The 21,626-nt window shown below is 71.5% G+C and carries 15 protein-coding genes, 1 tRNA gene and 1 pseudogene; 4 read left to right on the top strand and 13 right to left on the bottom strand.

The features are described from left to right. Positions 1–144: 144 nt before the first annotated feature. Entirely contained in the window at positions 145–2,019 is a 1,875-nt protein-coding gene (locus tag AB0L21_RS07920; protein ID WP_365782805.1) for an AMP-dependent synthetase/ligase, read from the bottom strand. Between the two features lie 260 nt (positions 2,020–2,279). After that, a complete protein-coding gene (lepA, locus tag AB0L21_RS07925) occupies positions 2,280–4,154 on the bottom strand; it encodes a translation elongation factor 4 (protein WP_365699490.1) in 1,875 nt (624 codons plus the stop codon). A 225-nt stretch (positions 4,155–4,379) separates the two neighbouring features. Here lepA and rpsT point away from each other — a divergent pair, with 225 nt between their 5' ends. After that, positions 4,380–4,646 carry a 30S ribosomal protein S20 gene (gene rpsT, locus AB0L21_RS07930; protein ID WP_004001350.1) on the top strand — a complete coding sequence of 89 codons (267 nt, stop codon included), beginning with the start codon at positions 4,380–4,382 and terminating at the stop codon, positions 4,644–4,646. A 410-nt stretch (positions 4,647–5,056) separates the two neighbouring features. Here rpsT and holA read toward each other — a convergent pair whose 3' ends face one another. From holA to leuS, 9 genes and pseudogenes are all read right to left on the bottom strand, one after another. Next, positions 5,057–6,046 carry a DNA polymerase III subunit delta gene (gene holA, locus AB0L21_RS07935; RefSeq protein WP_365699491.1) on the bottom strand — a complete coding sequence of 330 codons (990 nt, stop codon included), beginning with the start codon at positions 6,044–6,046 and terminating at the stop codon, positions 5,057–5,059. A gap of 123 nt (positions 6,047–6,169) precedes the next feature. Next, positions 6,170–6,415 (bottom strand): hypothetical protein, encoded by a 246-nt coding sequence (locus tag AB0L21_RS07940; protein ID WP_365699492.1) that lies wholly within the window; start codon positions 6,413–6,415, stop codon positions 6,170–6,172. A gap of 163 nt (positions 6,416–6,578) precedes the next feature. Then, positions 6,579–6,839 (bottom strand): annotated as a pseudogene (locus AB0L21_RS07945) (YceI family protein); the annotation flags it as partial. 49 nt (positions 6,840–6,888) lie between these two features. Continuing rightward, a complete protein-coding gene (locus AB0L21_RS07950; protein WP_365782807.1) occupies positions 6,889–7,725 on the bottom strand; it encodes an arylamine N-acetyltransferase in 837 nt (278 codons plus the stop codon). 136 nt (positions 7,726–7,861) lie between these two features. Continuing rightward, entirely contained in the window at positions 7,862–10,543 is a 2,682-nt protein-coding gene (locus AB0L21_RS07955; RefSeq protein ID WP_365782849.1) for a ComEC/Rec2 family competence protein, read from the bottom strand. A 77-nt stretch (positions 10,544–10,620) separates the two neighbouring features. Beyond that, entirely contained in the window at positions 10,621–11,775 is a 1,155-nt protein-coding gene (locus tag AB0L21_RS07960; RefSeq protein ID WP_365699494.1) for a ComEA family DNA-binding protein, read from the bottom strand. A 133-nt stretch (positions 11,776–11,908) separates the two neighbouring features. Continuing rightward, a complete protein-coding gene (locus AB0L21_RS07965) occupies positions 11,909–12,754 on the bottom strand; it encodes a DegV family protein (protein WP_365699495.1) in 846 nt (281 codons plus the stop codon). A gap of 72 nt (positions 12,755–12,826) precedes the next feature. Next, the gene (locus tag AB0L21_RS07970) at positions 12,827–13,564 is read right to left on the bottom strand and encodes a hypothetical protein (protein ID WP_365782809.1); all 738 of its coding nucleotides are present in this window, start codon (positions 13,562–13,564) and stop codon (positions 12,827–12,829) included. 137 nt (positions 13,565–13,701) lie between these two features. Next, on the bottom strand, positions 13,702–16,581 hold the full coding sequence (gene leuS / locus AB0L21_RS07975; RefSeq protein ID WP_365699497.1) for a leucine--tRNA ligase: 2,880 nt from the start codon (positions 16,579–16,581) through the stop codon (positions 13,702–13,704). Between the two features lie 414 nt (positions 16,582–16,995). On the opposite strand from leuS, the gene AB0L21_RS07980 reads away from it, so the two are divergent. Continuing rightward, on the top strand, positions 16,996–18,279 hold the full coding sequence (locus tag AB0L21_RS07980) for a cytochrome b/b6 domain-containing protein (protein ID WP_365699498.1): 1,284 nt from the start codon (positions 16,996–16,998) through the stop codon (positions 18,277–18,279). Continuing rightward, positions 18,276–19,886 (top strand): NADH-ubiquinone oxidoreductase-F iron-sulfur binding region domain-containing protein, encoded by a 1,611-nt coding sequence (locus AB0L21_RS07985; protein WP_365782811.1) that lies wholly within the window; start codon positions 18,276–18,278, stop codon positions 19,884–19,886. The genes AB0L21_RS07980 and AB0L21_RS07985 overlap by 4 nt, the downstream gene beginning before the upstream one ends. Before the next feature lie 117 nt (positions 19,887–20,003). Here the strand turns inward: AB0L21_RS07985 and AB0L21_RS07990 are convergent. Then, positions 20,004–20,076, bottom strand: a tRNA-Ala gene (locus AB0L21_RS07990). Between the two features lie 115 nt (positions 20,077–20,191). Here AB0L21_RS07990 and AB0L21_RS07995 point away from each other — a divergent pair. Beyond that, a complete protein-coding gene (locus AB0L21_RS07995; protein WP_365782813.1) occupies positions 20,192–21,403 on the top strand; it encodes a glycosyltransferase 87 family protein in 1,212 nt (403 codons plus the stop codon). Here the strand turns inward: AB0L21_RS07995 and AB0L21_RS08000 are convergent. Then, complete coding sequence (locus tag AB0L21_RS08000) at positions 21,393–21,626, bottom strand: hypothetical protein (RefSeq protein ID WP_030653820.1); 234 nt, start codon at positions 21,624–21,626, stop codon at positions 21,393–21,395. The genes AB0L21_RS07995 and AB0L21_RS08000 overlap by 11 nt on opposite strands.

Raw genomic sequence — 21,626 nt, forward strand, 5'->3', positions numbered from 1 at the left:
AGCGTCGAGTTACTGAAGTGGCCGGAATGCGGACACTTTCGAGCGCCGCTGAGCACAATCTCCCTGAGGGGCGCGGGGAACTGCGCGACGAGCCACGGACGACCCGCAGCCGCCGGCGGCCCCCGCCACCCCTCCGAGGCCGCGCTACGCCTCCCGCGTTCCGGCGTACATCTCCTCGATGAGGTGCTTGTACTCCCGCTCCACCACCGGCCGCTTCAGCTTCAGACTCGGCGTGATCTCCCCGTGCTCCACATCGAGGTCCCGCGGCAGCAGCCGGAACTTCTTGATGGTCTGCCAGCGCTGGAGCCCGGCGTTGAGCTGCCGCACGTACCCGTCGACCATCTCGACCGTCTGCGGCGCGGCGACGATCTCGGCGTACGACTTCCCTTCCAGCCCGTTCTCCTTCGCCCACTCCTGGATCGCGATCTCGTCCAGGGCGATGAGGGCGGTGCAGTAGTTCCGGTCGGCGCCGTGCACGAGGATGTTGGAGACGTACGGGCACACCGCCTTGAACTGCCCCTCGACCTCGGCCGGGGCGACGTACTTGCCGCCGGACGTCTTGATGAGGTCCTTCTTGCGGTCGGTGATGCGCAGGTAGCCGTCGGGCGACAGCTCGCCGATGTCCCCGGTGTGGAACCAGCCGTCGGACTCCAGCACCTCGGCGGTCTTCTCGGGCAGCTTGTGGTAGCCCTCCATGACGCCGGGGCCGCGCAGCAGGATCTCGCCGTCGTCGGCGATGCGGACCTCGGTGCCGGGCAGCGGCTTGCCGACCGTGCCGGTGCGGTAGGCCTCGCCGGGGTTGACGAAGGAGGCCGCGGAGGTCTCGGTGAGGCCGTAGCCCTCCAGGATGTGGATGCCGGCGCCGGCGAAGAAGTAGCCGATCTCCGGGGAGAGCGCGGAGGCGCCGGAGACGCAGGCGCGCAGCCGGCCGCCGAAGGCCTCGCGGAGCTTGCCGTAGACGAGGGTGTCGGCGACCTTGTGCTTGGCGGCGAGCCCGAACGGCACGGCGTGCGTGCCGGTCCTCCGGAAGTTGTCCTGGCTGGCCTTGGCGTACTCGCGGGCGACCTCGGCGGCCCACTGGAAGATCTTGTACTTGGCCGCGCCGCCCTCGCGGGCCTTGGCCGCGACGCCGTTGTAGACCTTCTCGAAGATGCGCGGCACGGCCGCCATGTACGTCGGCTGCACCACCGGAAGGTTCTCGATGATCTTGTCGACCCGGCCGTCCACGGCGGTGACGTGCCCGACCTCGATCTGCCCGGAGGTCAGCACCTTGCCGAAGACGTGCGCGAGCGGCAGCCACAGGTACTGCACGTCCTCGCCGCTGATCAGGCCGGTCGCGGCGATGGCCTTCGCCATGTAGGCCCAGTTGTCGTGCGGCAGCCGCACACCCTTGGGACGGCCGGTGGTGCCGGAGGTGTAGATGAGGGTGGCGAGCTGGTCCTTGGTGATCGCACCGACCCGCTCCTTGATCAGCTGGGGGTGCTGCTCCAGGTAGGCGGCGCCGCGCTGCTCCAGCTCGGCCAGGGTGGTCACCCAGTCGTCCGTCTCGACACCGGCCGGGTCGATGACGACGACCTTGGTCAGGTCCGGCAGTTCGGCGCGCTTCTCGACGGCCTTGGCGAGCTGGGCCGCGTCCTCGGCGATCAGCACCCGGCTCTGGGAGTCGGAGAGGATGAACGCGGACTCGTCGGCGTTGGTCTGCGGGTAGACGGTGGTGGTGGCACCGCCCGCGCACATGATGCCGAGGTCGGCGAGGATCCACTCGACGCGGGTGGAGGAGGCGAGCGCCACCCGCTGCTCGGGCTCGACGCCCAGCTCGATGAGCCCGGCCGCGATCGCGTACACCCGGTCGGCAGCCTGCGCCCAGCTGAGCGACTTCCAGTCGTCGGGACCCTGCCCGGCGGCAGGCGGGACGGGGTAGCGGTAGGCCTCGGCGTCGGGTGTCGCCGCCACGCGCTCCAGGAAGAGGGCCGCCACGGACGGCGGACGGTTCTCGATCAGGGTCTGTGTGTCGCTCACGACATCCTCCGGGGGCCCGCGACGGTGCGGCTGACTCGGTGCGGCTGGGTTAACTCACGGTGGGGTTTCGGGCTGTTGTTTAACTCGCGAGTAACTATCGAGCAGGGACAGGGTAAGGGGCGACCGCCCGCTGCGTAAGGGGCCTCGGCCTGTCACTTTCCACTCAGAGCGACGTTACGCACGCGTAGGGGCCCGCCGCGCTTTCGCACGACGGGCCCCCACATGCCCGGTTTACGGGCGTCACCAGTTGTTACCCCTGGTCACTTCTTGCCCTTGGCCGACCCCGCACCGTCATCGCTGGACAGCACGGCGATGAAGGCTTCCTGCGGAACCTCCACGGAACCCACCATCTTCATCCGCTTCTTGCCTTCCTTCTGCTTCTCCAGCAGCTTCCGCTTACGGGAGATGTCACCGCCGTAGCACTTGGCGAGGACGTCCTTGCGGATGGCGCGGATGGTCTCGCGGGCGATCACCCGGGAGCCGATGGCGGCCTGAACCGGCACCTCGAAGTTCTGCCGCGGGATCAGCTCCTTGAGCTTGGCGACGAGCCGCACGCCGTACGCGTACGCCTGGTCCTTGTGGGTGATCGCCGAGAACGCGTCCACCTTGTCGCCGTGCAGCAGGATGTCGACCTTGACGAGGCTGCTCGACTGCTCGCCCGTGGGCTCGTAGTCCAGCGAGGCGTACCCGCGCGTCTTCGACTTCAGCTGGTCGAAGAAGTCGAAGACGATCTCCGCGAGCGGCAGTGTGTAGCGGATCTCGACCCGGTCCTCGGAGAGGTAGTCCATGCCGAGCAGCGTGCCGCGCCGGGTCTGGCACAACTCCATGATCGCGCCGATGAACTCGGTGGGCGCGAGGATCGTCGCCCGCACGACCGGCTCGAAGACCTCGTCGATCTTCCCCTCGGGGAACTCGCTCGGGTTGGTGACGGTGGCCTCGCTGCCGTCCTCCATGATCACGCGGTAGACCACGTTGGGGGCGGTGGCGATCAGGTCGAGACCGAACTCGCGCTCCAGCCGCTCCCGGATCACGTCCAGGTGCAGCAGGCCGAGGAAGCCGACGCGGAAGCCGAAGCCGAGGGCGGCGGAGGTCTCCGGCTCGTAGACCAGCGCGGCGTCGTTGAGCTGGAGCTTGTCCAGGGCCTCGCGCAGCTCCGGGTAGTCGGAGCCGTCCAGCGGATACAGACCCGAGAAGACCATCGGCTTCGGGTCCTTGTAACCGCCGAGCGCCTCCGTCGCACCCTTGTGCTGGCTGGTGACGGTGTCACCGACCTTCGACTGCCGGACGTCCTTCACACCGGTGATGAGGTAACCCACCTCACCCACGCCCAGGCCGTCCGCCGACAGCATCTCGGGCGAGTTGACGCCGATCTCCAGCAGCTCGTGGGTGGCGCCCGTCGACATCATCCTGATGCGCTCGCGCTTGTTGAGCTGGCCGTCGATGACACGGACGTACGTCACGACACCCCGGTAGGAGTCGTACACCGAGTCGAAGATCATCGCGCGGGCGGGGGCGTCGGCGACCCCGACCGGCGCCGGGATCTCCTTGACGACCTTGTTCAGCAGCGCGTCCACGCCGAGCCCGGTCTTCGCGGAGACCTTGAGCACGTCCTCCGGGTCACAGCCGACCAGGTTCGCCAGCTCCTCGGCGAACTTCTCCGGCTGGGCGGCCGGCAGGTCGATCTTGTTCAGCACCGGGATGATCGTGAGGTCGTTCTCCATCGCCAGGTAGAGGTTGGCGAGGGTCTGCGCCTCGATGCCCTGGGCGGCGTCGACGAGGAGGATGGTCCCCTCGCAGGCGGCGAGCGACCGCGAGACCTCGTAGGTGAAGTCGACGTGCCCCGGGGTGTCGATCATGTTGAGGATGTGGGTCGTGCCCTGGTCGGGGCCCTCGGTCGGGGCCCAGGGCAGACGCACCGCCTGGGACTTGATCGTGATGCCGCGCTCGCGCTCGATGTCCATCCGGTCGAGGTACTGAGCACGCATCTGCCGCTGCTCGACCACACCGGTCAGCTGGAGCATCCGGTCGGCGAGCGTGGACTTGCCGTGGTCGATGTGCGCGATGATGCAGAAATTGCGGATCAGAGCCGGGTCGGTACGGCTCGGCTCGGGCACATGGTTAGGGGTCGCGGGCACGCAGGGTCCTGTCTCTTGAGGCGCCTTATGCCTCGGGTCGGATCGTTACGTAGTCTCCATGGTCCCACGCGGGGGGACCGGGGGCCGTTTTGGGCCGTCCGGAGGGCCACTGGTACTGTAGATGGCTGTGCCTCATGCCCTCTCAGCGCGAGGCACGACAGGTAATTTTGGATCACCGGTGCGGGACCCCTGCGGCCCCGCGCCTGAACCTGAAAAGGCTCCTTCGTGGCGAACATCAAGTCCCAGATCAAGCGGATCAAGACCAACGAGAAGGCCCGGCTGCGCAACAAGGCCGTCAAGTCCTCCCTGAAGACCGCGATCCGCAAGGCCCGTGAGGCCGCTGCCGCGGGTGACGTCGAGAAGGCCACCGAGCTGCAGCGCGCTGCCGCGCGTGCGCTCGACAAGGCCGTCTCGAAGGGCGTCATCCACAAGAACCAGGCCGCCAACAAGAAGTCGGCGCTTGCTTCCAAGGTCGCGTCCCTCAAGGGCTGAACTCCTTTCTGATCTGACCGCCGGAAGGACCCAGAGCGGGCCCTCTCTCATCCGCTCCCGCCCGGCACCCCCGAGCCTGTTCGCGGCCTGCGTTCGCCACGCGGGAACGGGCTCACCAGCTTGAACCGAGGCCCCCGGTCCCCTCGCCCTTCCCCAGGGTGGGGGCCGGGGGTTTTTGGTTGCCTCTTCCGGAACCGAAGCTCAGGGCGTGGCCTCCTTTTCGGGGACGAGACCCAGGGGTCGGCTTCCTGTTCCGGAGCGTGGCCAGGGGGTGTTCGTGGCGCAGCCGAGGGCTGGTCGCCCTTCCCCCGGCCGAAGGCCAGGGGCTTGGCTTGGCTGCCCCTCCGGGGCCGGGCCAGGAGGGTTTGCCTCCCCCACACCCCTCTTCCGGGGCCGAGTCCCGGCGGTGTCTACCCGCGCCCGCGGGAGCGGGCGGCACGGGCGATCGTCACGACCGCCTTCTCCAGCGCGTACTCGGGATCGTCCCCGCCTCCCTTCACGCCGGCGTCCGCCTCGGCGACCGCCCTGAGCGCCACCGCGACCCCGTCCGGCGTCCAGCCCCGCATCTGCTGCCGTACCCGGTCGATCTTCCACGGCGGCATGCCCAGCTCACGCGCCAGATCGGCCGGCCGGCCGCCCCGGGCCGAGGACAGCTTCCCGATCGCCCGCACGCCCTGCGCCAGCGCGCTGGTGATCAACACCGGCGCCACGCCCGTCGCCAGCGACCATCTGAGCGCCTCCAGCGCCTCCGCCGTCCGGCCCTCCACGGCCCGGTCGGCGACCGTGAAGCTGGACGCCTCGGCACGACCGGTGTAGTACCGCCTGACGACCGCCTCGTCGATCGTCCCTTCCACGTCGGCGACCAACTGCGAGACCGCCGAGGCCAACTCCCGCAGATCGCTCCCGATGGCGTCGCAGAGCGTCTGGCACGCCTCGGGTGTGGCCGACCGGCCGGACGAGCGGAACTCCCCCCGCACGAAGGCCAGCCGGTCCGCCGGCTTGGTCATCTTCGGGCAGGCCACCTCCCGCGCCCCCGCCTTGCGCGCGGCGTCCAGCAGCCCCTTGCCCTTGGCGCCGCCGGCGTGCAGCAGCACCAGCGTGATCTCCTCGGCGGGCGCGCCGAGGTACGCCTTCACGTCCTTGACCGTGTCGGCGGACAGGTCCTGCGCGTCGCGTACGACCACGACCTTGCGCTCGGCGAAGAGCGACGGGCTGGTCAGCTCGGCGAGTGTGCCGGGCTGCACCTGGTCCGGGGTCAGGTCACGTACGTCCGTGTCGGCGTCGGCGGCCTTGGCGGCGGCCACCACCTCCTGCACGGCACGGTCGAGCAGGAGGTCCTCCTGGCCCACGGCGAGGGTCACCGGGGCGAGAGGGTCGTCATTCGCAGTCTTCCTGGCCATCGCTTACAGCATCCCACGCGGCACTGACAGCGAAGCGCTCCCGGCACCCTGACCGGTCCCGGAGCGGACCCTGAGTGCGGATCGGGGACCGGCCCCGACGCGAGCGGCGCGCCGGGCTCGGGGTCACGGCTCCTCGCGCCAGCCGTCCCACTCCCCCGCGAACGCGTCCAGCTCGGCGGGGTCGAGCCGCTCGTCCTCGTCCCGCAGGACCACCAGCCACTGGGCGTCCTCGGCGTCGTCCTCGCCGGCCAGCGCGTCCCGGACCAGCCGGGGTTCCTCATCGGTCCCGAACCGCTCCCCGAGCGCCTCGGCCGCCTCCTCGGCGGCGTCGCGATCGGGCAGCACCAGCACATGTCTCACATCACTCACGGGGCCATTCTCCGGCACCGGGGGTAAGGCGAAGAGGCAGGTCAGTCAGGGGGAGCGAGGCGTACGCCGACGCCTCGGCAGCGCGCTCCACACCTCAGCACCTCGGCACACTCCGCACCTCAGCACCTCGGCACGGGCATCGCGGTGGTCGGACCGAGCATCCCACAACGTGCATCGCCAGCTGCTCCACCCGCTCGGCGATCCGCACCACCCCGGCGAACGAGTTGAACCGCCCGTGGATCCGGGCCGGCCCGATGTGCCGGGCGGTGAAGCGACCGAGGAGTGCGTGGGCTCGATCTCCCAGTCACCCGGCGCCGGCGGCGGCTGGCCACCTGCAGGGTCACATCGCCCAGCGAGGCGAGGGAGTTCTCGCCGACAGCCGGTACTCCCCCGCCGGCGCCGTGGCCATGAACGAGCCGTAGGGTACGGGCCCACATCACGGGAATCAGCACATGTGCCGGAACTGAGAAGAATCAGCCGTTCAGGTCGGGGTTGCGCACAGTCGGTACACAGCTCAACGCCATGCCGAAGCGCTCCCGGTACACCGTCAGCACCTCCTCGTCCGTCTCCAGCTCCCGCGTCTCATGCGTGCCGTCCACGGTGGTCGTCTTCAGTCTGCGCCCGCTGAGCGTGATCCTCCCTCCGTCCTCCGTGAGCCGCGAGCAGACCAGCGACCGGGTGAAGTGCGACCGCGGCGACGTGCTGTGCCACCAGGCGCCGGCCGCGAAGTCCCCGAGCACCCGGGGGCGGGTCTCCAGCCGGTACTGCGGCGTGCCGTCCCGCACGACGTCCAGGTCCCCGGTGCCCGGCGCGGCACCACCACGCACCCCGGCCGGGTCCGGCCCCGCGTCCACCACCCGGAACCGGCCACCGGGGTCGTCCTGCTCCCCGCGTTCCGCATAGTCCAGGGGGCAGTGGCTGTGCGCCCCGAACCCGACGTCGGCCAGCCAGATGCCCCCGTCCGCCGTCCGCACCCGCAGCGCGAGATGGTCGTACGGGATCCCGAGCCGTCCCTCGTCCCCGTACACGCGTCCCGCGAGCAGCTCCACCTCGTAACCGAGAGCGGCGAGCAACGTCCCGAACGCGCCGTTCAGTTCGTAGCAGAAGCCGCCCCGCCGGGCCTCGGTCACCTTGTCCAGCAGCCGCTTCTCCTCCAGGGCGATCTCCTCTCCGAGGTGGACCGACAGGTTCTCGAAGGGAATGGTCCGCAGATGGCGCAGGTGCAACTCGCGCAGCGCCTCGCTGGTGGGCCGGGCTGGGCGCGCGATGCCGAGTCGGCGGAGATAGGCGTCGATCTGTACCGAGGTCATGAGCCCAGTCTGCTCCGGCCTCCTCCCGTCCTCACGGGGCCGGTCCTTCTTCCCTCCTCTCTCTGGTCCGGCCTTTTCTCGTGCTCGCCGGCCGTCCCCAGTCGTCTCTGTCCTCTGCCGGCGTCTGCCGTCGTCGTCACTCCTCTCTCGCCACCCCCATCCGCCCGTTCCTCCCACCGGTCCCGGTGACCGCGAGCGCCCCGTCCCGGTCGGTGCGCAGGACCATCGCGCCGCCGGCCCGCAGCGCGGCCATGGTCGCCGGGGCCGGGTGACCGTAGGGGTTGCCTGCGCCGGCGGAGACCAGCGCCACCCGGGGTGCCGCGAGGCGCAACAACTCCGGCTCCTGATAGGCCGAGCCGTGATGGGCCACCTTCAGCACGTCCACTCCGGCCAGATCGGCCGCCGCCGGCGACCGCACCAGCGCCTGCTGGGCCGGGGGTTCGAGATCTCCGAGCAACAGCAGCCGCAGCCCGCCCGTGCGTACGAGCAGTGCGACGCTGGCGTCGTTCGGACCCTCCGGCTCCCACCCGGCACCCGCGCCCTGCCATACCGGGGGCACACGTGGGCTCTGCGATGACGACGGCGGCGGCGATGGCGGCGGTGGCGGTGGCCACAGCACCCGCCAGGTGAGCGGTCCGGTACGCCGTTCCTCTCCCGCGACGGCCGTCGTGACCGGGATGTGCCGCTCGGCCGCCTCTCTTCGGACGAATGCCGCCTGCTCCACCGGTTCCGCGAACGCCGTGGTCTCGATCGCGGCCACCGAGCGGCCCCGCAGCACGCCGGGCAGCCCCGCCACATGGTCGGCGTGGAAGTGAGTGAGGACGAGGAGGGGGACGCGAGTGATGCCCAGCCGCCGCAGGCAGTGGTCGACCAGTGCCGGATCGGGTCCGGCGTCCACCACCACGCCGGCTCCCTCCCCCGCCGCCAGCACGGTCGCGTCGCCCTGCCCGACATCACACATCGCGAACCGCCAGCCCGGTGGTGGCCAGCCCGTGATCACCCGGGTCAGCGGCGCCGGCCGTGTGACCAGCAGCACGAGCAGCACTCCGAGCAGCCCGCACCACCCCGGGTGCCGCAGCAGTCTCCGGCCGGCCAGGACGACGGCCACGGTGACCACCGCCAGCGCCAGTGCCCCCGGCCAGCTCCCGGGCCAGTCCACACCCGCGCCCGGCAGCGCCGCCCCGGTCCGGGCGACGCCGGCGATCCACCGCGCCGGCCAACTCGCGCACCAGGCCAACGCCTTGGCCACCGGCATCGCCACCGGCGCCGCCGCGAGCGCCGCGAACCCCAGGACCGTCGCCGGTGCCACCGCCACCTCGGCCAGCAGGTTGCACGGCACCGCCACCAGGCTCACCCGCGCCGACAGCACCGCCACGACGGGCGCGCACACGGCCTGCGCGGCGGCGGCCGCCGCCAGTGCCTCGGCGAGCCGCGGGGGTACCCCGCGCCGCCGCAACGCCTCGCTCCAGCCCGGCGCCAGCACCAGCAGCGCACCGGTGGCCAGCACGGACAGCAGGAAGCCGTAACTGCGGGCCAGCCACGGGTCGTACAGCACCAGCAGCAGGACGGCCGTGGCCAGTGCCGGCACCAGTGATCTACGGCGCCCGGTGGCCAGGGCGAGCAGCGCGACCGCGCCGCAGGCGGCGGCCCGCAGAACGCTGGGGTCGGGCCGGCAGACGACGACGAAGCCCAGCGTCAGCGCTCCCGCGAGCAGGGCCGTCGCCCGCAGGGAGAGCCCCAGGCGTGGCGCCAGACCCCGACGCTCGGCCCGTTGAGCCAGGCCGGGCGGTCCGATGAGCAACGCGAGCAGGACGGTGAGGTTGCTGCCGGAGACGGCGAGCGTGTGCGCCAGGTCCGTCTCCTGGAAGGCGTGGTCCAGCTCGGGCGTGATCCGTGAGGTGTCCCCGACGACCAGCCCTGGAAGCAGCGCCCGCGCGTCTCCCGGCAGGTCTTCGGTGGCGTCCCGCAGGCCGGCTCGGAGCCGCCCCGCCAAGCGTTGCGGCCCGCTGGGCCCCGCCATGATGCGTGGCTCCGGCCGGCCGCGCACCCGCAGCACGGCCGCGATCCGGTCACCTCCCGTCAGCTCGGGCGCCAGCCGCCCGGCCACCCGGAGCCGCGTGGACGGCAGCAGCCCGAGCCAGGCGGCTCGCCCAGCCGACATGCTCTGCTCGGCGCGGTCCGGTGGCGGCCCGGAATTCCGGCTCCCCGCGGCACTCTCCTCCGGTGCTGGGACATCCGGGTCGACGATCAACAGCACGGGCGTCCGCGTCCGCACACGTCTCCCGTCGGCCTCCTCGACGCTGCGCACCTCCGCCCGGGCCAGCACCGCCACGGGTGCCGCGTGATCACCGCGCACGTGTGGCCTGCTCAGCCAGGGATCGCCGCTCACCTCGACCTCGGCGGTCACGGTCGCGAACCGCCGGGCCAGCTCGGGCACCGGCCCGCGCCGCACGTCGGCACCGTGCAGCCCGGCGGAGGCGGCTGCCGCGGCGACGCAGAGCAACACCGCCGCGACGGCGGCACGCGCCCATCCGAACCGAGCGCGCACCCACCGGGCCCGCTCCGCCCAGCGGCCCTGCCCCGTCACCGCCGTCCCTGTCGACGCCGTCCGCCGGGCACCACCCGCGTCATCGGCCGGCGGATTCGTATCAGCCCGTCCGCCCCCGCCTGCCCGTCCCGGCCGCCGCACCGACAGCAGGAGCACCCCGCCGACCAGGCAGACGACGGCGGTCGCTGCGGTCCAGGCCGCCGGTGTGTCCACGGTCAGGGCCGCCGTGGCCCAGGCCGCGAGTGCGGGCGGCACCAGGCGCAGGTCCATGGGACCGCTCCGGTCGGCGGGCGCGGTGCCATCCCGCTCGGGCTCGCAGCGCGGGCCGGTCTCGTCGAGCACGCGGCTCATGGCCGTACCAGGTCGCGCAGATCGGTGAATCGGCGGTCACCGATGCCGTTGACCTCGCGCAGTTCGTCCACCGAGCGGAAACCGCCGTGCCGGGTGCGGTAGTCGATGATGTGCTGGGCCAGTACCGGGCCCACTCCGGGCAGGGTGTCGAGCTGCTCCGCCGTGGCCGTGTTCAGGGAGACCGGCGCCGGCGGGCCCGTGCCGGTGGATCCGGTGAGCGACCCGCCTGCCGGGGCGGGCGGAGCGGCAGCCCCGGCGGGGGTGCCGACGACGACCTGTTCGCCGTCTACCAGGAAGCGGGCGCGGTTCAGTCCTTCCGTGCTCACGCCCGGCCGGACCCCGCCCGCCGCCCGCAGCGCGTCGGCCACCCGGGCACCGGCCGGCAGCCGTCGGATCCCCGGTTTCCGGACCTTGCCGCTGACGTCCACGACGATCTCCGCGCCGGCTGTCGGCGAGGTGCCCACGGCCGGTCCGGCGGTCGCTCCCTCACTCTTCTTGGCGAAGGGCGCCTGGGCACGCACCACCTGAGGAGCGCTCACCTGCTGGGGCCGGCCCGCCCAGAAGTGCTGCACGGCGAAGACAGCGGCGGCCACGAGGACCACGGCGAGCGCCACTGCTCCCCTCCGTTCCACGCCGTACCGGGTCTGGAGCCACACCGGCATCCGCTCGCGCAGCGCCAGCCCGGCCCGCTGCCGCCAGTCCGGGGCCCCGGGCTCCTCCGACGCCGGCTCCGGCTCGGGCCCCGGCGACCGCACCGCACCGCCCGGTTCAGGCTCGGCCACAGCCGCTGTCCCCTCCCGGATCCCGCCCGGCACCGACGTGGCCGCTGTCACCGTCCGCCTGGAACCCGGACGCGACGTCAGGCCGGGTGCCGGGCCCGTCACCGTTGCCGTCGGTGTGTTCCCGGATCCGTCCGGGACCGGTGGCGCGTTCCCCGACTCCCGCCACTGCACGGCCCGTTCACCGAAGAGGAGTTCCGCTCGGCGGCGCAGTTCCTCCGCCGGTGCGGACGGGCGACGGCGGGCGTGGCGATGGCCGGTGGAGCGGCGCTGCCGGACGCGGCCGTCGGAGGCGGGGCCACGGCCGGGGCCGCTGGTCGCGGTTGCTGTGCGTGAGCGAGATGGAAGTGCCATGCGACGAGGATGGTGCATTCCGACCCATCGCGATGATCTTGGTGAATTCCCGTGGAGGACCGCCCGGTTGTGGAAAACTCCGCCACTCACACGGGTGAAGCCGGCCGCCGCCGGCATCAGCGGAAGCAGCCCCTACCCGGGATCACCGCGGTCAGCGAGGCGAGACGACCGCGCCCAGCAGCCCGGGCCCGGTGTGCGCCCCGATCACCGCTCCGACCTCGCTGACATGCAGGTCGGCCAGGCCCGGGACGCGCGCCCGCAGCCGGTCGGCGAGTGCGGCGGCGCGGTCGGGCGCGGCGAGATGGTGGACGGCGATGTCGACCTCGGCGCTGCCCGCCCGCTCGGCGGCCAGCTCCTCCAGGCGCGCGATCGCCCTGGACGCCGTACGGACCTTTTCGAGCAGGTCGATACGGCCGCCGTCCAGCTGGAGCAGGGGTTTGACGGCGAGCGCGGAGCCCAGCAGTGCCTGCGCGGCGCCGATGCGGCCGCCGCGGCGCAGGTAGTCGAGGGTGTCGACGTAGAAGAAGGCGGACGTGCCGTCGGCGCGTTTCTCGGCGGCCGTGACGGCTTCGTCCACCGTGCCGCCCGCTTCCGCGGCCTGGGCCGCGGCGAGCGCGCAGAAGCCGAGCGCCATCGCGACCATTCCGGTGTCCACCACCCGCACGGGCACCGGTGCCTCGCGCGCCGCGAGGACCGCCGCGTCGTAGGTGCCGGACAGCTCGGCGGACAGGTGCAGGGAGACGATGCCGCACGCGCCGGACTCTGCGACCTTGCGGTAGGTCTGCGCGAACACCTGGGGGCTGGGGCGGGAGGTGGTGACGGGGCGCCGCTTCTGCAGCGCCTGGGCCAGGGAGCGGGTCGAGATCTCGGTGCCCTCTTCCAGGGCCTGGTCGCCGAGAACGACGGTCAGCGGGACCGTGGTGATGCCGTGACGCTCCATCGCCCGGGGCGGCAGGTAGGCCGTTGAATCGGTGACGATCGCGACATGGCGGGACATGAGCTGGAGGTTACCTGGCGTAGCGCTCACTCGGCAGCCCGGCCCCTGTCCTGCGGTCCGGGTCCGGCTCGCTCATGTGGTGCTCTCGGGGCGGGGCTTCTTCTGCCATGGGGCGGTGGGGCGCCATGACGGCGGGGCGATCGCCTCGGGCGCGGGCTCCTCGGCGGCGGGGGCCCCGGGCGCCTTGCGCCAGGTCTGTTCCGTGGCCTGGCCGCCGGCGGTGGCGGGCGCGTCGGGCCACGGCGGGGGTGCCTGCCCGGGCTCGGCCCGCGTCCAGTGGCGCAGGGCGTCCGCTTCGATGTCGATCTGTGCGCTGAGGGGGCCCAGATCGTCGTCGGCGAAGCGGCGGGCCCGGTCGCGGACGGCCCAGCGCAGGGAGTCCGCGGACTTGGTGATCCGCTCGGTGCGGCTGCGCAGTTCGGGCAGGCGCGCGGTGAGCATGGCCCGGTCCGGCTCGGACTCCAGACGCTTGAGGTCGGCGTCCAGCTCGTGTCCGTGCGCGCTGAGCCGTTCGAAGAGGCCGAAGGACTCCTTCAGCGACTCGTCCTCGGCCACGGCCGCGTGCAGCGCCTCCTGGGTGGCGCGCATGGAGGTGCGCAGCGCGAGCCGCAGCTGGGCGAGCTCGCCGGCGGGGCCCATCTGCGCGAAGGACTTGGCGCGCAGGGTGTGGTCCTCGACCGTGCGGCGGGCCTGCGCGATGGTCCGGTCCACGCCGCGTTTGGCGGCGCCGACCGCCTTGACCGTGGCGTACGCGCCCAGGGCGACGAACAGCAGGAAGAGCAGGGCGAACACGGTCAGCACGACTTCCATGGCGCTCCTCCTCCGGCCGGTACGGCACAAGCCGCTGTGCTCTCCACGGTAAACGCAGCGGGCAGGCCCGGAGTTCCGGAAGAACCCCGAACCTGCCCGTAGGGGACTACCCCGAGCCGGCGAAAAGACTCCGGTTGTTACGCCGGGACGATGTTGACCAGCTTCGGCGCGCGCACGATCACCTTGCGGATGGCCGCGCCGTCCAGCGCCGCGACGACCTTGTCGTCGGCCAGCGCCACCTTCTCCAGTTCCTCCTCGGAGATGGTGGGCGGCACCTCCAGCCGGGCCTTGACCTTGCCCTTGACCTGCACGACACAGGTCACGGTCTCGTCCACGACGTAGGCCGGATCGGCGACCGGGAAGTCCTGGTGGACGACCGAGTCGGTGTGGCCCAGCCTGCGCCACAGCTCCTCGGCGATGTGCGGGGCCAGCGGGGCGACCATCAGCACCAGCGGCTCGGCCACGGACCGCGGCACCGCGGCACCGGCCTTGGTCAGGTGGTTGTTCAGCTCGGTGACCTTGGCGATGGCGGTGTTGAAGCGCAGGCCCTCCAGGTCCTGGCGCACGCCGTCGATCGCCTTGTGCAGGGCGCGCAGGGTCTCCTCGTCGGGCTCGGCGTCGGTGACGGTGACCTCGCCGGTGTTCTCGTCGACGATGTTGCGCCACAGCCGCTGCAGCAGCCGGAACTGGCCGACCACCGCGCGCGTGTCCCACGGGCGGGAGACGTCCAGGGGGCCCATGGCCATCTCGTACAGGCGCAGCGTGTCGGCGCCGTACTCGGCGGCGATCTCGTCCGGAGTCACCGCGTTCTTCAGGGACTTGCCCATCTTGCCCAGCAGGCGGCTGACCTTCTCACCCTGGTAGTAGTAGGCGCCGTCGCGCTCCTCCACCTCGGCGGCCGGCACCGCGATGCCACGGCTGTCGCGGTAGACGTAGGCCTGGATCATGCCCTGGTTGAACAGCTTGTGGAACGGCTCCGCGGAGGAGACGTGCCCCAGGTCGTACAGGACCTTGGACCAGAAGCGCGCGTACAGCAGGTGCAGCACGGCGTGCTCGGCGCCGCCGACGTACAGGTCGACACCGCCGTGCGGCCGGCCCTCGCGCGGGCCCATCCAGTACCGCTCGATCTCCGGGTCGACCAGCTTCTGGTCGTTGTGCGGGTCCAGGTAGCGGAACTCGTACCAGCAGGAACCGGCCCAGTTGGGCATGGTGTTGGTCTCGCGGCGGTACTTCTTGGGGCCGTCACCCAGGTCCAGCGTGACGTTGACCCATTCCTCGTTGCGCGACAGCGGCGTCTCGGGCTGGGTGTCGGCGTCGTCCGGGTCGAAGGTGCGCGGGCTGTAGTCCTCGATCTCGGGCAGCTCCAGCGGCAGCATCGACTCGGGCAGCGCGTGGGCGACGCCGTCCTCGTCGTAGACGATCGGGAAGGGCTCGCCCCAGTAGCGCTGGCGGCTGAACAGCCAGTCGCGCAGCCGGAAGTTGACGGTGCCCTCGCCGATGCCCTCGCGCTCCAGCCATTCGGTGATGCGCGCCTTGGCCTCGACCACGCCCAGGCCGTTCAGCCTCACGTCGTCGCTGTCGGAGTTAACGATCTTCGCGTCGTAGGAGACGAAGGCGTCGTCCCAGGTGGACGGGTCGGTGCCACGGCCGTCGGTCGGCTCGACCACGCAGCGGATCGGCAGCTCGAAGGCGCGCGCGAAGGCGAAGTCGCGGCTGTCGTGTGCCGGGACGGCCATGATCGCGCCGGTGCCGTAGCCCATCAGGACGTAGTCGGCGATGAAGACCGGGACCTGCTCGCCGTTGACCGGGTTGGTCGCGAAAGCGCCGGTGAAGACGCCGGTCTTGTCCTTGGCCTCGGCCTGCCGCTCGACGTCGGACTTGGAGGCGGCCTGCGCGCGGTAGGCGGCGACGGCCTCGGCCGGGCTGGCGTGGCCGCCGGTCCACACCTCGTGCGTGCCCTCCGGCCACGCCTCGGGGGTGAACTTCTCGACCAGCGGGTGCTCGGGCGCCAGCACCATGTAGGTCGCGCCGAACAGGGTGTCCGGCCGGGTGGTGAAGACCGTGATGCGCTCGCCGTCGATCGGGAAGTCGACGCGGGCGCCCTCGCTGCGGCCGATCCAGTTGCGCTGCTGCAGCTTGATGGCCTCGGGCCAGTCCAGCTCCTCCAGGTCCTCCAGCAGCCGGTCGGCGTAGGCGGTGATGCGCATGTTCCACTGGCGCAGCTTGGCCTTGAAGACCGGGAAGTTGCCCCGCTCGGAGCGGCCGTCGGCGGTGACCTCCTCGTTGGCCAGCACAGTGCCCAGGCCCGGGCACCAGTTGACGGGCGCCTCGGAGGCGTAGGCCAGGCGGTACTCGCCCAGGATGTCGGCGCGCTCGGTGGCGGTCAGCTCGTTCCACGCGCGCGTGGAGCCCGGAACGGCGCGCTCACCGGACTCGAACTGGGCGATCAGCTCGGAGATCGGGCGGGCCTTCCGCGCCTCCTCGTCGTACCAGGAGTTGAAGATCTGCAGGAAGATCCACTGGGTCCACTTGTAGTAGTCCGGGTCGATCGTGGCGAACGACCGGCGCTTGTCGTGGCCCAGGCCCAGCCGGCGCAGCTGGGACTTCATGTTGTTGATGGCGGCCTCGGTGGTGATCCGCGGATGCTCGCCGGTCGTGACGGCGTGCTGCTCGGCGGGCAGGCCGAAGGCGTCGAAGCCCAGGGTGTGCAGGACGTTGTGGCCGGTCATGCGCTGGAACCGGGCGTAGACGTCGGTGGCGATGTAGCCCAGCGGGTGGCCGACGTGCAGGCCCGCACCGGAGGGGTACGGGAACATGTCCATGATGAACTTCTTGGGCTTGGCGACCAGCTCGGGGTCACCCGCCAGGTCGCCCGTGGGGTTCGCCGCCGCGTAGGTGCCGTCCGCGTCCCAGAAGTCCTGCCAGCGTGCCTCGATCTCGGCTGCCCTGGCGGCCGTGTAGCGGTGCGGCGCGGCCTCCGCCGACGCGGCGGTGGCAGCGGGGTTCGTCTCGCTCATGATCCTCAAAGCTCCATCGATCGTCTCTGCCTGCGGCTGTGACATTCAAAGAAACGAAAAAACCCCTCGCACAGGAGGGGACGCCGCGCCGATGCCGACCTCACGGGTGGACCGGGGTCGGTACTGATCAGCGCGGCCCGCTAAGCAGAAGGCGTACGGCACGCATGGCGTCAGGGTACCGCAGCCCTTGAGCAAGCCGCGAGGCGCTTCCGTATCCCTGGTGGACATGTCACGAAGCCCACCGGAACTGAACGAAGGTCAATGATTACTTCGCGTAACGTCCCCTATAGGACACCTCCCCCAGTCGCATGGTCCGTTGATAACGCAATAACTCAAACCCCGTACTGATCGGTATGGCGCCACTTAGAGTGCGGCAGCGGGACCGCTTTCCCGAAACTGCTCGGAGTTGCCCCCATGAACCCTCGTCGTAGTACCAGCTCGCTCCCCAAAACGGGCCGCTCGGCCTATGGGGTGGCGTCCGCTGTCGTCCTGCTGCTCATACCCGTGGTCGTGCTGGTCGGAGGCAGCCAGTTCCGCGAGTTCCTGAACTTCGGCGCGGGCGTGCTGTCCCTCGTCTCGCTGAGCTGCTCGGTGATCTGGGGCCTGTTCGCCCAGGACCGGATCTTCCTCAACACACGGCAGCGGATCATCGGCCAGGCGGTGCACCGGACGACCGCGGTCGCCTCGATCGCGTTCCTGTTGCTGCACATCACCACGAAGATCGCGCTCGGCCACACGAAACTGATCGCCGCGATCATTCCGTTCTCGCTCGGCGTCACCGGAATCGCCGGCCTGATCGGACTGGGCTCGCTCGCGGGCCTGCTGATGATCTTCGTGGGCATCACCGGCGCCCTGCGCAGCAATTTCGCCACCCCGGCCCCGGTCGCCGCCCGCTGGCGGGCCATGCACATGCTGGCCTACCCGGCCTGGTGCGCCGCGCTGGTCCACGGCCTCTACGCGGGTCGCTCGGCCAAGCCGGTCTTCGTGATCCTCTACAGCCTCTCCCTGCTCGCCGTGATGGGCGCCCTCGCGCTGCGCGCCGCGCCGCGCCCGGTCAAGCGCAAGGTCGCCGACCGGCTGGTGGCCCTGTTCGGCAGCTCGGAGCGGCCCGGGCTCGACGAGCTGGACGCGAGCCGCTCACGGGTGGCCGAGCCGGCGCTGCCCGGCTTCGAGAGCCGGCGCGAGCCACGCATGGCGTCCGCCGACACGGCGGCATCCCCGCTCTACCAGACCCCGGCCGCCCCCGGCGCCGAGCCCGCCTCCGGCTTCGCGGCGGCCTACCGCGCGGTCTCCACGCCGGGCCGCCCCCAGCAGCCCTACATGACCGACCAGACCGCCCGCATGGACGTACCCATGGATCTGCGGCCGACGGAGGCCATCCCGCGCGTGGACGGCCCCTCCAGCACCTCGGGCAGTTGGCCGATCCCGTCCCCGCCGCCGGTCGGCGAGGCCCCGCCGTCCGCGTACGACCCGCTCCAGGACACCGGATACACCATCCCGGTCTATGGCAATCCGGGCACGCCTGGATACGGCGGAAGTGACGTGTACGACACCGGTGAGACAAACGGCCTCTACGGCACGTACAACCCGAGTGACACGTTCAACAGCGGTCCCGCCACCGAAACGCTGCCCGGCTCGTCCTACGAGACACCGGGTTCGGGCGAACCTTGGAACACGCCTTCCGGAGGCTTTAAGTGAACGAGGCCCTGCCCGACGTCCCCGAAGTCCGCGTGGTCGGGCTTCCCCAGCTCACGTCGGGTTTCGACCTTGTGGAGCGGCTCGATCTGGCCATGCACCTGAAGGTGCACGGGCCGCTCGACCCGCTGGGCGGCGAGCAGCTCGCCCAGCTCGCCGAAGGCATCAACCTCAAGGGCCGCGGCGGCGCCGGCTTCCCCTTCCACAAGAAGCTGCGCTCGGTCGCCGAATCGGCGATCAAGCGCGGGGTGCGGCCGGTCGTCGTGGTCAACGGCAGCGAGGACGAACCGGCCTGCCGCAAGGACACGGTGCTGATCAACCGTGCCCCGCACCTCATCCTCGACGGCGCCCTGCTGTGCGCCGAGGCGCTCGGCGCACGCACGCTCGTCATCGGCGTCACCCGGGAGTCCACGCAGCGCTCCATGGAGGCCGCGCTCGCCGAACGCGGGCTGAGCAACAGCCGTAGATCGGCGCTGCGCGCGTGGGTGCAGCGCAATCCGGTGCGCATGGTCACCGGCGCCGCCGCCTCGCTGATCCGCTCCATCGACGGCGGCCCGGCGATCCCGCCCGGCCGCAAGATCAGCGCCTCGCAGAGCGGCATCGGCGGAGCGCCCACGCTGCTGTCCAACGCGGAGACGTTCGCGCAGCTGGCCATCGCCGCCCGCATCGGCCCGGAGCGCTACGGCAACACCGGTCTGTACGACGAACCGGGCACCGTGATGCTCACGGTGTCCGGCGCGGTCGCCCGCCCGATGGTGATCGAGGTCCCCACGGGAGTGCCGTTGCGCTACGTGCTGCAGCTGGCCGGCGCCCCGCCGGTGCCGCAGGGCGTGCTGACCGGCGGCTACCACGGCAAGTGGATCGACGCGGCGACCGTCAACGAGGCGATCGTCTCCCGCAACTCGCTGGACGCGGTGGGCGGTTCGCTGGGCGCGGGCGCGATCCTGCCGATCAGCCAGGAGACGTGCCCGCTGGGCGAGTCGCTGCGGGTGGCGCAGTGGCTGGCCGAGGAGAGCGCGGGCCAGTGCGGACCCTGCTACCTGGGGCTGCCCGCCGCCGCGCGCGGGATGGAGGACATCCTGAACGGCGGCGGACCGGCCGCCCTGGAAGCGCTGAAGCAGGTCGCGAAGAACGTGAAGCGGCGTGGGGCGTGTTCGCACCCGGACGGCTCGGCGATGTTCCTGGAGTCGACCATCAAGGCGTTCACCGACGACCTGGCCGCGCACGTCCTCGGCAACGGCTGCGGACGGCCCGTGGAAGGCGTTCTGCCGCTCTTCGAGGGGGGCAGGGCCCCTACGGGGGTGCCGGGCGGCGGAGAGCCCGCGGAGACCGGCGCCAGCCGCCAGAAGATCTACGTCGACTGGACGCTCTGCCGGGGCCACGGGCTGTGCGCGGACATCCTCCCGGAGGTGTTCGAGCTCGGCGCCGACGGCTTCCCGACGGTGGCCCAGGCGCAGGTGCCGCGCTACGCGGAGGCCAAGGCGCTGCGCGCGGTGCGCCGCTGCCCGGCGCTGGCCCTGCGCCTCGAGGAGGACACGCGCGGGCAGGCGCCGTCGCGCAACCTGCCGGTCCTCTCCCAGGGCCGCGGCCGGCGCGCGCTCGGCCGCTGAGCACACGCGAGGGGTGGGTCACCCGTACCGGGCGGCCCGCCCCCTTCGCCCGGCCGTGCCGTGTCGCAACACGCCGAAGGCGGACCATCCGTCAGGATGGTCCGCCTTCGACTTCTGTGGAGCTAAGGAGAATTGAACTCCTGACCTCCTGCATGCCATGCAGGCGCTCTACCAACTGAGCTATAGCCCCTTGTTCTGTTGTTTCGCCCGGTTCCCCCGGCGACGACGTAAACATTACAGGGCGGAGGGCGCAGCACAAAATCGGTTTCCGCTCTGCGCCGATACGCCCGCTAATGTCGGTTTTCATGACCATGGTCCCGTCGCCCTCAGCCCACCGCAGGATCCCGGTCGCGCTGGGTGTGTGCCTGGTGTCCTTCGCGGCCTTCTGGGCCGCTCAGCGGGGTGCGCACGTGTCCATGATCGATCTGATGGTCTACCGGGCCGAGGGCGCCACCGTGCGCGCCGGCGGCGACCTGTACGCGCTGCGCGCGACGGCCGCACACCTGCCCACCACCTATCCGCCGTTCGCGGCCCTGCTGTTCACGCCGCTGCCGTCGCTGGACACCGCACTCCTGCGGGAGCTGGCGACGGCCGGGAACCTGGCGCTGCTGGTGGTGTTCGTCCGGCTGTCGCTGAAACTCGTCGGCCACGCGCGCGTGGAGACCGTCTGGTGGGTCGCGGCGCCGGCCGTGTGGTGCGAGCCGGTGTGGACCACCGTGCGGTACGGCCAGATCAACCTGCTGCTGGCCGTCCTGGTGCTGTGGGACCTGACCCGCCGTCCCGCCGGCGGGTACGACCGCTGGACGGGGGTGGGCCTCGGGCTGGCCGCGGCGGTGAAGCTGACGCCCGCGCTGTTCCCGGTGTTCCTGCTCGCCACGGGCCTGGTGGCCCGTCTGAGGGGCGGTCACGGGGAGCCGTGGCTGCGGCACGCGCGCGGGGCGGCCGTCGCGTTCGCCGGGGCGACGCTGCTGGCGGCGGCCGTCCTGCCGTACGACTCCTGGCGGTTCTGGACGGGGATGCTGTTCCGCGCGAGCCGGGTCGGGCACGCCGAGGACACCGCCAATCAAGCCCTGCGCGGCGTTCTCGCCCGCCTTCTGCGTACACCCGACCCGGGAGCCCTGTGGATGACCTGCGTGGCCGTGGTGGCCGTCCTGGGCCTCGCCGTGGCCGTCCGGGCGGAGTTGCGGGGGAAGCGGGCCTGGGCGGTGTGTGCCTGCGCGGTCACGGCCCTGCTGATCAGCCCGGTCTCCTGGACCCACCACTGGGTGTGGTGTGTCCCGCTGGTACTGCTGCTGTGGACGCGCGGGCACCGGACGGCGGCCGTGGCCACCCTGCTGGTGTTCTGCTCGTACGCCCCGTGGTGGGTGCCGCACGGGCCCGGGCGGCCGGAACTGCACCAGTCGGGCGCGGAGTTGACGCTGTCGGCCGTCTACGGAGGCGTCGGCGTGCTCTTCCTCGCGCTGACCCGGACATCGTTGCCGAAGTCCGGGACGGGCGGGGTCCGCGTCAAGCCGTGACGAACTGGTAGAACCTCTTGAGCGTGCAGTGCTCCTCCAGGAGGCGTCCGTAGATCGGCTCGCCCTCCAGTTCCCGGTATGTCTCGATCGGGTCGCCTTTTATGATCAGCGCCCGCGCGCATTCCTCGCACCAGTACTGGTAATCGGGATTGATCGGCTCCATGTCACGGACGATCGGGGTACCGCTCCCGCACCAGTCGCACTTTCGCCTGTGTGCACCCAT

This window comes from Streptomyces sp. NPDC052721 (assembly GCF_040678315.1).
Lineage (GTDB): Bacteria > Actinomycetota > Actinomycetes > Streptomycetales > Streptomycetaceae > Streptomyces.